This is a genomic window from Flexithrix dorotheae DSM 6795 (assembly GCF_000379765.1).
GTDB classification, from domain to species: domain Bacteria; phylum Bacteroidota; class Bacteroidia; order Cytophagales; family Flammeovirgaceae; genus Flexithrix; species Flexithrix dorotheae.
Window position 1 is genome coordinate 1 of sequence record NZ_KB903496.1, and the last position, 11,999, is coordinate 11,999.

General features: G+C 35.7%; 4 protein-coding genes. All 4 read right to left on the reverse strand.

The genetic code is table 11. The features are described 5' to 3' along the window. On the reverse strand, window positions 1-8,000 hold an 8,000-nt coding region (locus A3EM_RS44695), incomplete at its 3' end, for a PKD domain-containing protein (RefSeq protein ID WP_044240840.1). 125 nt (window positions 8,001-8,125) lie between these two features. Beyond that, the gene (locus A3EM_RS0135725) at window positions 8,126-9,820 is read right to left on the reverse strand and encodes a hypothetical protein (RefSeq protein ID WP_157638248.1); all 1,695 of its coding nucleotides are present in this window, start codon (window positions 9,818-9,820) and stop codon (window positions 8,126-8,128) included. Further along, window positions 9,774-11,375, reverse strand: a complete 1,602-nt coding sequence (locus tag A3EM_RS0135730; protein ID WP_020533052.1) for a hypothetical protein — start codon at window positions 11,373-11,375, stop codon at window positions 9,774-9,776. The genes A3EM_RS0135725 and A3EM_RS0135730 overlap by 47 nt, the downstream gene beginning before the upstream one ends. A 54-nt stretch (window positions 11,376-11,429) precedes the next feature. Continuing rightward, the coding region (locus tag A3EM_RS0135735; protein WP_020533053.1) for a hypothetical protein at window positions 11,430-11,999 on the reverse strand (570 nt) is incomplete at its 5' end.

An 11,999-nucleotide genomic window follows, 5' to 3' on the forward strand; every position in this document is an offset into this window, starting at 1 on the left:
CAAATTTTTTCAGCCCATTTCTTACCAGACTCAGTAAACTCATTCCCATCAATATCATAATTCCGTATCGGATTGTTACCTGCATAGTGGTAAGGAGAATAAGAGACATATTTCTCAGACATTCCATCTACTCCATGCCATCTACCTAAAGCAGGATCGTAATTTCTCCAACCATAGTCATACCAGTTCAAATCGAAGTCTTCCTGTTTTTCTTTACCGTTGTACTGGAACTTATGATCCGGACTACCTTTTTTCTCTATGCCAGTGAGGTTCATACCGAAAGGATAGTAATGATTCTCTTGGGCAATTATAGCTTTTTTATTGGTAATAACCAACTCATCAAACCAAACATCCATTTCAGATTCATTGGCTACAAAAACCTTCACCTTTCCATTGGTGGTAATTGGCAAGCTAATGTCCAATGGATGCCATCCACCAGTGCCAGAAGGTAATACCCATTTGGAAATATCTCCAAGCTCATTGTCATTTTCATCGTAATAAACGATTCTGATATAGGCATTGGGTACATCAGCTTCTTCTGGTGTTAAGGCATTTACTCCAAATGGAATGGTATTAATTCCTCCTCCTTCACCTTGTACCATATTCTGTAGAACGGAACCTACCGTAAATACAGATTTTTCTGCATTACCATCATAGGTATATCTTGCCCATACTCTGGCTACTATTTCATCACCTTCTCCTACCGCAATTTCTTTTAAAGGTCCAACTGCCTTTTGGATACCACCAGGTAGATTTGCATTCAAATGGGCTGAAGCATCCCCAGATTTTGTCCCATTCCCAGTAACAGCTTTAACATCCCTTGTTTCAGCAATATTCTGGAAACTAGCCTCCTCTTCTGTGGCCTTATCAGTATCCATGTCGGCTATATACTCCAAGTCTCCACCTTTTCTTAAGGACATTCTCAGGTTACCCAGGTGGTCTTTGTAATGGTATTCATAAGCATAGGTATCAGCCTGAGGATTTTGCTCCTGTTGAACTTCAGGAGATAAAACTCTGCCCTCATCCATATGGAAAAACTGTAAAACCTCATTTTCATAAACAAAACCACCTATGTAATCTGTAGTTTCATTTTCCTTTCCAGGTCTAAAAACTGTTTTCTTTAATTTGATTCCAGCAGCATCATATTCATATTTAATAATTTTCCCTCCTCCAAAATCAATTATTTCTGGTAAATTCAGGTGGTTATAAGTTATTTTAGCAATACCCTTGTTTGCATCTGAGATTAAGTTTCCATTAAAGTCATATAAATATTCACTACCTGTTGCCAACTGGTTTTCCTTAAAGTCATTGGCAATACCCTTTCCAACTTCCGTATCACTTACAGCTGTAAGTCTATTTCCAAGATCATTTTGATTATAATCATAATCTAAACCATCTATTTTTCCATATACTCTTTGAAGTGGATCAATATGATTGGCTAATAATCCATATCTATCCAAAGTAAGAATGTTGCCATTAGCATCATAAGTAATATTTTCAACTTTAAACTTCTCATTTACATTTTCAGATGAATAAATAGCTGATTTCAATCGATTGACTTTGTCATAGGTATAAGCATAGCCTCTTGATACTCCATCTAATTTTGATTTCCAGTTGACCGCTCCAATGTTGCCATTATATTGGATGTTTTCTGATCCGGCTACATCATAATGGAGTTCCATGGCAAAATATCTTTCATACCCTGGAATACTAATACTGTCTACATTATTAATTTCAGATAACCACCCTCGTATATTATAGGAATAATCAATTGTTTCGAACACCCCATCTATATCCTCTCCAAGTGCTTTAGAAGTCAGTTCGCCTAATTCATTGTAGGTATTTTGCACAATCAATTCTCCTAATATTTCAGAACCAATTTCCTCATCAATTTGCTGCTTGATTGATTTTACCCTTCCGGCATGATCGTAAGTGAAATCTTTTACTATCCTGACCTCAGCCATATTCTCACCTACTACGTGGTGTTGCTCATAGGTTCGCTTAGGCCTACCTATAAAATCATAATCAGTTGTCATAATATCAACACCTTTTTTATGATTTTCTCCCTGAGTTTGTAAGACTCTCCCCTTTTTATCATAAAAAGTAGCGGTAGTAAGATAAGGTAATCCTTCACCTAACCTTTTAGTTTTTATGGCTACTATTTGACCTTTTACTTTTTGAGCATGTTCTCCTGAGTGATCAATAACTACAGCTCCTACAGGCGTTTTCTTAGCTATTTTGTACTCAAAATCTACTTTTCCATAATCATCATAATAAGTATAAACCAGGTCGGTAACACTTTCATTAGAAATTCCCAAACAAGATTGATCGGCTTCATAACCATTTCTTTGAGCTTCTGAAGAAGTTACCTCATCATTTTCTATTGTTATGCTTTCACCAACATCAGCCTTATAATAAAAACCTGGTAGCAATTTAGCTTTTTTAGATGCTACATAAGTTTGTTTCTCACTGTAAAAATCCAAACTTAAATTTTGAGCCTCTTGCTTTTGGGGATCAACTACAAAATTGCTTTTTGTAACAGATGAGGCAATAGCGTCACATGATCCCACACTACAAATTAACTGATTATGAGCAGTTTGACCAGTAATAGAAGGTTCATAAACTCCTGTAATTACAGGTCTACTTAATTTGTCATATTTTGTGAAACTCCATTGTTCTGGAAGAGGATTCCCATCTTTATCTTCTCTATTTCTTTGATTGGCATCTTGTGAAAGTATTAATCGATCCAAATCATCATATACCATATAAGTTTCTCCGCCAATACCCTGATCATCTCCTGTTCCCGGTACTTTTTTGACTACCAGCCTGTTTCTTTCATCGTATTTATATTGAAAAGCCAAATGGTTGATAATTTGATCAAAAGTAGACCCAGAGTAACTTCCAGCCATTTTTTTCATGGCTTTAGGCGGTAATACAAAACCAAGATTACCATAGTCATCATATACATAATAGGTTTCTAACCAACCATCATCTGAATCAACCTTTTTCAAGATCACCCTTCCTCTCCTGTCTTTATATTCAAGTACTTCGTGATTTTGTTCATCAATCATGGAACTGACCATGAGTTGCTTCTCCAGATAGGTCCCTTTATAGATAAGATTTCCTTCTCTATACTCTCCACAATCTAAACTTTGAGAATTATAATCTATATCCCACCAAATTATTCCTTCAACACTGGTATTGGTCCTTTGGTTTGATTGAACTACATGCTCATCACCTGTGCCCAATGAACCAACCCAACTTTCCCCTGGAGCAGCTTGTTTCATTAACCTGTTTAATGGTGAATTTTCAACCTCACTCATTCCATAAGCAAAATCTGAATCCACAATATTATCATTATCAGCCAAATAAAAAGCTTTTTGAATACTTTCAGGGCATTGTTTAAACAATCCATTATTCCCGGTTGCAAAAGGCAAGAATGATTTTAGATTCCTTCCATTGTTATCGTATTGGGTAAAGCTTACCATATCCTGTTCATTAGGAGAGGCTCTAAATTCAACACCTTGAATTCCTCTTCCCAAACCATCAAAATATTGGGTAGAAACCATGACTGTATTATGGTCAGCATTTGCCAGACTTACACTTTCTACCATCCCATTAGTTTGCGCTGTAAAGGTTCTGACATAATTTGGTTCTACTACCTTATCTATGATTTCTACTTCATCTGAAATAGCATAACAACCCGGGTTACTAGTCTTTACAGATTTTACATAATAAAAACCTGTGGCATTAGCACTCCAAGTAGTACCTGTACCAACCTCAAAACCATCTTTATACCATGTATAGGTATAACCTGGTTTACTTTGGATAGATAAGTTTATAGTAGACGCATCAGCGCAATTCAAGTTAAGCGTCCTTTCGAACATTATCCCCGGTTGATGTGCAGGGATCACCTTTACTTCTAAATCATCTGAAACATCTGAAAAGCAAAGGTTATTGTATGCCATTACGGTATAAATTCCCGGTTCTTTGACTTCGAGTGTGCTTGAACCATTTTGAGTAGAAGCTGGCAGGCCATCTCTTAACCATTGGTAGGTAAATCCTGTAGTATTTCCATCAATACTCAATGTTGTGGTTTCTCCAGGACAAAGTTCAATTATTCCAGTCTGCTCTAATGTTGGAGTAGTAGGAATTTCTCTGATCTCTATATGTACCGAACCCGATACTTTTTCACAGCCATTTTCAGAAATCACTTTCCTTCTGTAATAAGGCATGTCAATCATGCTTTGATTAAAAGTCGGGAAAGCATAACTTGCCTCTGTGGCTCCAGCAATATCAACAAAGTCATTTGGGTTTTCAGTAGCTGATTGTTGCCATTGATAAGAAACTTGATCATTCTGTCCTGAAACCGGGTCTAAAGCATATAATGTAGGTAAATTATTTTGGCAAACTTCCTGACTTGTAGTAGTAATTTCTCCTGCGGACTCAAATTTAAATACTTCTACCTCAGTATTCAAAAAATCATCAGTACAGATCCCTTCCTTTTCTATACTTAATTTTACGTAATATGTCTTTCCCATGTCAAATTGATGAATGACCTGTGTGCCAGAGGCTTCCACAGGATTTCCACCCGAAAGATCAATAATCCATTTATAAATATAATCTGGATTTGGTTGATCTACATTGAAGGTTACTTTCCCTGGTTCGGTACAGGATTCCTGATAAGTAAAACTAGGGGTAATCACAGGGTCAATTTCAATGTTACCTGATAGTTCTGCTTCACAATTCTCTGTAATCAATTTTACTTTCACATAAGTATCCTCACTAAAACTACTTACAATTGTAGCTCCTTCCCCATCATCAAAATCCCCATCATTGTCTAAATCCCAATAATAATTAGAAACTTGGATATCATTGGGGTAAAGATTGGAAATACCAAGAGTAAGAGACTCATTTGGACAGCTACCTGAAGCTGTAATAGTTCCTGTTGGTCCCTGATGTATATTTAAATCATGGTAAATCTCCTTATATAATTCCTTTGTATGGTTACTGTTATTACTTTCAATATAAACCTTTACTTTAATTTGGATTGACCTTTCTTCCGGATAATAAGTTACATTTTTTTGAGCATCTGTAGTTAGGGAACTATAGATACCATCACCATATAAATCCCATTTATATCCTTTCAATGAATATCCATTTGGAATTCCTAATCCTGTAATACTAAATGTAGCGACTTGACCTATACAAACATCACTTGGACCATTAATATTAGCAACAGGTAGAGGATGAATCACTACATTTTTTGTGATATCATCTTCACAATAGCTTCCCTGAGCTGTATTGTTATTCCTCACTATAAGTTTGACAGGATATTCCCCTGCCTGATCAAACCCTGTATAAGTAGGATGTTCAGCTGTAGAAGTAGCTCCTGGTTTAAAAGTCCATGACCGAGAACTAAAACTACTGTTAGCTCCAGCACTTGAAAGGTTTACAAATTTGATATCCTCATTGATCAAAAACTCATTAGTAACTTCTCCTGTCAGATTTTCTGTTCTAAAGTTTGCTGTTGGTTGGGAATGAGCTTTTATTTCTATCACAGTAGAAGTTACAAATGAACCTGGACATTCATTCCAACCTACCTTTACTCTAATTTTTTCACTCGTATTTTCATCTAGAAAATAATCCAAATAGTTATTTCCTTCAGTATTTTCAATTTTTACAAAATTTCCTGAAGAAACTTCTTTTTGCCATTCCAATATATCACCAATCACATTTTCACTTAAAGTCATGCGTATCGTTCCTTCGCCACAAATATCATTTGCCGAAATGCTTCCTCCTACCAGACCACTCTTTATGGTTACGGTTTGTGGAGTGGTATATAGTGTAGCACAACCTTTATTTTTTACCCTTACCCTAAACTCTGTATTCTCAGTAAGGATAAATCCTGACGCATAATCTAATTTTTTGCTGGTAATAATTTGATTTGTACTTGGATTCCTGACTGGGGCAAAGCCTGAACCTGTTTCAGAGTTTCTATATTCCCACTGTCTGGTACCTCTTTCATCTTCTATTTCTAAGTCTGGAAAGGCTCCTGGACAAACTTCAAAGTCATTTCCCCCTCCAATTTTTTTGATTTCACCCACTAAAGTAGGAAAATCCACTGTGACACTTTTTGAAGTCTCATCCTTACAGCCATTATCATTAGTAATAATAAGGGTTACCGTGTAAGTACCTTCTTGATTATAAGTATGATTTGGGTTAGCAGCTGAAGAAGAATTACCATCTCCAAAATTCCATGAATATGGAGATGGGGTACCATCTGAAACCACTATTGATCCACTACTGTTGAATTTTACCAGTCCTGGTGTCGCTGTATTACAAGACTGGTTATCAAAAGTAATTACCGCTTTAGCTTTTTCTTTAATCACAAGAACGTCTGGCATATCATAAACTTTACAAGAAAGCGTAGGATCAGTATAGGTAGCTTTTACCGTATAAGTTCCAGGAATGTCTATCATTCCCCAATCTCCAGTCTGATTATAAGCTCCTACTGGAATACCATTTTTGTGTAAAAGATATTTAACTCCAGATTGTGTATTATTTAATTTTATACGAAAACCATTCTCTACATTACAGTGCTCCCCAGTAGTAGTCATTGTCTGTGCATCAGGTTCTGGTTGAACTGTAATACCTTTATAGGTTATCGTTTCACAAACCTCATTACTAGTAGAAACTGTTAATTTAATATTATAACTCCCTGCTGCTGTAAACTTATGAGAAGGATTAGTTCCTGTATAATTTCCAGGAGTTGGACCTGTAATATTCCATTTATAACTATAGGTTCCATTTCCGGTAACACTTGCCGTTAATGGTATGGTCATGCCCTGGCAAATATCATTTGGTGTATTGATACTATTAATTACAGGAGCTTCATTTATATAAATATTTTGGGAAATAGTTTCTACTGTATTGTATTCATTTCTCACTTTTAATTTTACTGAATAATTTCCGAAATTATCATACTCATTCCCTATATACCCCTGATTTTCATTGGTAAAAGGAGTAAAACCATCTCCTGTTCCAAAATCCCAGCTGAACTCTAAACTACTTCCTCCAACTACACTAGGTATGAAAAATGTTTCACTCCCTGCACAAAGGTTATGAGGTGTGAAGTACATATCATAATCAATTTCAATTGATTTGCTAGTAGTATGAGTACACCCATTTTTAGTGGTTACCGTTAAACTGACATTATAGGTTTTTGCTTTTGAAAAGGAATGAGTAGGATTAGTCAGACTAGAAGAAGGAGTACCATCACCAAAGTTCCAACTGTAACTATCAACTTCAGCGCCATGAATCACTGAAGAAGTATTGGTAAAACTAATAGTTTTCCCTGCCTTTTGGATGCCTGAAAAAGTAAAGTTAGCTGTTGGTCTGATTTTTACTGGAACCCAATTAGAATATTTTGGGGGAAGAGGAGAAGAACAAGTGACTTTCTCTACAAGCTTTACTCTATATTCATAATTATCAGGGTTATTTGTTGGTAGATAGGTTGCACTCTGGTGAGCAATAGATGTTATACTACTGCTTCCTATTTTTCTTCTTTGCCATTCATCTATTTTACCTGTGTGACCACTTAGAGTCATTTGCGAAATCCCTGTAGAACAATTTGTTGCACCTGTTAAAGTACCTGCTGAAAAACCAATAGTCACACTTGTTGAAGCCGATTCTTCAGTAGAAATATTTAACAATGTTACACTATATACGCCTTCTTGGGTAAATTTGATAGTGGTAACCGGAGCATTCTCATCCGTAATAGTTACTCCAGTATTTGGAGATACTATCCACCCAAAACCAAAACCCCCACCAACACCACCGCCACCTGAATCACTGAACCCAACCCCTTCAAAAGTTATAAACTTATCCTTACACTGTATGCTTGATGCAGGTGTAATACTTTGGGAAAAGCTATTTTTAAGACCAATAACATTTACCAGTATAAAACCGATAAACAGTAATTTATAATTAAATTTCATGGTGTACTTTATAATGTTTTATAAATACATCTACCTACCATTAATTCACAAAGCTCCAATTACGAAATCTTATGCAGGTATATGAGAAATGTTCTTTGATAAGATTTTATCTGTGTGTCAAATGCTTAATTTTTGATATAGTGATATTCGTACTTCTGCAAAAGTTTTTCATCATAGTCTTTCACATATTGTAGGCGATTAAAATCATCATAATCAAAATAAGAAGGGTTTCCATTAATATCAATGGCCATATTCATACCCTTTAGTGGCTCAAATCCATATCCCATTATCTGAACATCTTCAGGAAGCTGGTCAGATAAATGTTGCCATATTTCCTTTATATTTTCTTTTGTGGGGTAACCCTCTAGAATACTTTTATAAGCTGTTAATTTACTTTCTACCAGACTATAAGGAGCATTGATAATTTTAAATACAGGAAGGGTATTATTATATCCCCATACATAGGAGTGATATATATCATTTTCTCTTTGAACTTCTATGATATTTCCTTCTTCATCAAAATCATAATTAATTTTTATTCCTTCATCTCCTCCTTTAGGGTAGTTTATAACTTTAGTTGGTACAATGTTATAACCCTCCGCTGATTCGTCTTCATCTGAAAAGTAAGTTTCAGTTTTTGACACAATTGCACCATCAACCTCTATTTCTTTTTTGAGCAACTGACTATGCATATGTTTATCTCTTAACAAGTTACTTCCATAAGTAGAATCATCACAACTATAAGCATAATAAAAATGTTGCTTGGATAAGGTCCCATCACTATTTTGTGTAATTATAGTTTTTGGATTGTCATATTCTTGGTCTGGATCATAAACATAATCAGTCACAACTTCAAAAGGAGTATTATCTCCCTCATCTATTGGATATGTTATTTCTGTTTTTTTAATTAGCTTAAACCATTCGGAATCGTATTCGAAAGTATAAGTACTGTATTCTGTATGTCGACACTTCCAACATGGTGATTTTTTATCTGTTTCAACTTCCAAACCTAAGACTCTATTTGAAAGATCTCTCCTTGTTTCATAATCGTAATGCACTTTCTTGACCAGCCTATTGTTTCCTGTAAAGTAAGATTGTTCTACAGGTGCCATATTTCTGTGGCTATATTGTGACAGTAATCTTCCCGAACCTGATGGTGTATATAAATGATGTTCTTTCCCAAATTCTCCATTTTCACCATGCCATACTGTAACTTCTTTGTAACCAACATTATATGAAGATTTATACCCTAACGGTACATTACTTTTTGCTTTTAATCTTATATAACCTGTCGCTCCATTTTCACCATAGCATCCAAGATTTTCATAACTCCCATCAACATAGGTATAGGTTTCCTTAAAATCATTTTGGTAGAAATTACGCCCCGTAGAATTTATTCCCTCACCCATTTGATCGGTATAAAAGTATTTTTTTACGATTGGAATCCCATTACCATCATCTCTTCTAACAGCTTTAATTCTTAATCCCCCTGAAACACGATTTTCTTCTCTTTCATGGGCTAATTCATCAGTTTCTACTTTAAAAATATCAAATTCAATCTCAGCTTCTCCATCAGCAATTTCAGCACTTAGTGTATAAGTTCCAGGATTTAAATACAACAAGTTTAAAGTACATTCCGAAAATGTTTTAGAAAAACTTCCATCCGAACTATTTAATGCTACAAACCCACATCCAGAAAATCCTCCAGGTGTGGTACAATTAAAATTACACCTTACACTATACGAACCAGAAGTTTCAACCTCAAATGTTACTTCAATCGTAGGAAGTAGGATCAGGATAATCTGCAAAGGTATTGACATATACCTTTCCTTGTATTTTTTCTTCTGATTTATACTCAACAAATGAGGTTGTTCCGAAATAAGAATGAGGTTCATAGCTAAAAGTTATATTGCCTCCTGTGGGTAAGTTAACCTTTTTTAAGGAGCAAAACTTAGCATATTCAAAATCAACTTCCCTGATAGCGTCACCCAATTCCTGTGTAACACCAAAATAATAATTATAGTAATTAACCAAAGGAATTAAATTACCATTACCTTTCCCATTGTAATATCCCCAGTAATCTTGTTCATTGGATAAACGAGAAGGATATAATCCTCCGGGAGGAGTATTATAATAAAAATCAAAGATTTGTTCGTCTTTGTCTTCTGCTTCATTCGATGTATATATCCGGTCTAACTGAAGCCTTTTAGTATTATAATCATCTGAACTGGCATTCAGATAACTTTGTTCAAGTACTATTTTTTTTACCTTGTTCCCAAAAGAATCTTTTATTTCAATATGACTCAATGCTTTAGGAAACATATCCTCATTACTTCCTATTGATTCCACATCCTTCCTTTTTTCACTATTTACCACAAACTCTACACTTCCCTTTGAAGAAACGATTGATTTTAATCTCACACTAGAATGAGTGATTTCTGTTTTGGTACACAAATTAATTAATTTATCTCCCAAATTTGTATTCCCAAAAACCCTGTAGTCAATATAGCCTCCACCATGTACGTCATATTTCATAGAATAAGGTTCATAATTAAACATAATGGTATCTGATTCATCAGCAGAGATCATTGCACGTAAATACCAGGAAGTATTGCCTGATATTAGACTAAGAGGATCAGGTAATGAACTACTTCCTGTACAGAATGGATTACTACCTGTACTCTCAGTAGCCGAAAACCCATCAAATACTCCAAACATATATTGGATACCGCTTTTATCCGTAATTTTCCATTGTTGGTTGAAGACTTCACCCTCTACAAATGAAGCCTCAATTAGAATATCTTCCCTGTTTAATAATACAGGTTTTCCATGAACATCTAGAACAAATTTGCCAGATCCTCCTGGATACGAGAAATAAAATATATCTGGTTTTGCATCAAGCTCATTAGCCAACATCGCTGCGTATGGAGGTCTATCATTATCATAAACACACCCTGTATAAATAGGAATGCCATTTTCATCAAAAACCTCATTAAAAATATAACCTTTGAGAATCTCATCTGGTAATCCCTGAATACTTCTAGAAATTGTACCTCCAGCATTCAGACTCCAACCTATTCCCACCCAAGAAGATACTTCCTCTACTTTTATACCCGAAGAATTATAATTTATCGAAATTGGTACACTTAATTCATTGCCCTGAAGGGTATAAATTGGAATACCATAATTAGTTGTTCCATTATAATAACTTACTGGAACTTCTTCACTTTTAAACAAAGCAGCAGCTTCTGGTGAAGGAGGAATTACAGTTGGTAATTCCTGTCCAATCAAATTCAGTGAAAGCAAGCACCCAAACAATCCCAGGAGGCTATTCCTGAATATTTTAAGGGAGTAGGAAGTCATTTTATTCTTCATGATATAAAAAGCTAGTTGATAGGTTATCTCTTTAATTTTTTTGTATTGCTATTTTTACAATTGCAGTCCAGCCCTGATCACCCAGGGACTGTTCCTAACCGGATTGGGTCCCTGATAAGTCAGATTCCGCAAGGCCGATATGTTAAATGATGATTTTAAGCCTAAGGGGAAGTTCACCCCTCCTCCAGCCATCAAAGCCGAATACCATTGCCGCTCTGAGTTCTGAGCATTTTTCAATAATGGCGAAACTTCTTTTCCGTTCAGTGTTTCTGCTTCCACCTGGAAAAAAGGAAAGTGTTCCTTCGGTTTAAAGCGGGTGAAAAACCTGCCTCCAAAAGTCGCTGAATTTACATCCAGTTTTTTGTCATCGTAATACTGAAATATTGGACCTGCACCTACTGACAGCTTCTCTTTGAAGGTGTGTGAAACTGCCGGACTTAAATCTACTCTGGTGATTTCTCCGATGTTCAGCCCCAGGTTCCCTTCCAGATCAAACAAATCTGCCATTTTAGATAACTTAGCTGCCTTAGGTGCTACTGTACCCGGTAAAGGTTTATCTTTAAAAGGGAGTTTAGCCTGCAGGCCTGTTCTAAATATCCATGGATTGTTTCTCACCGGGGTTAC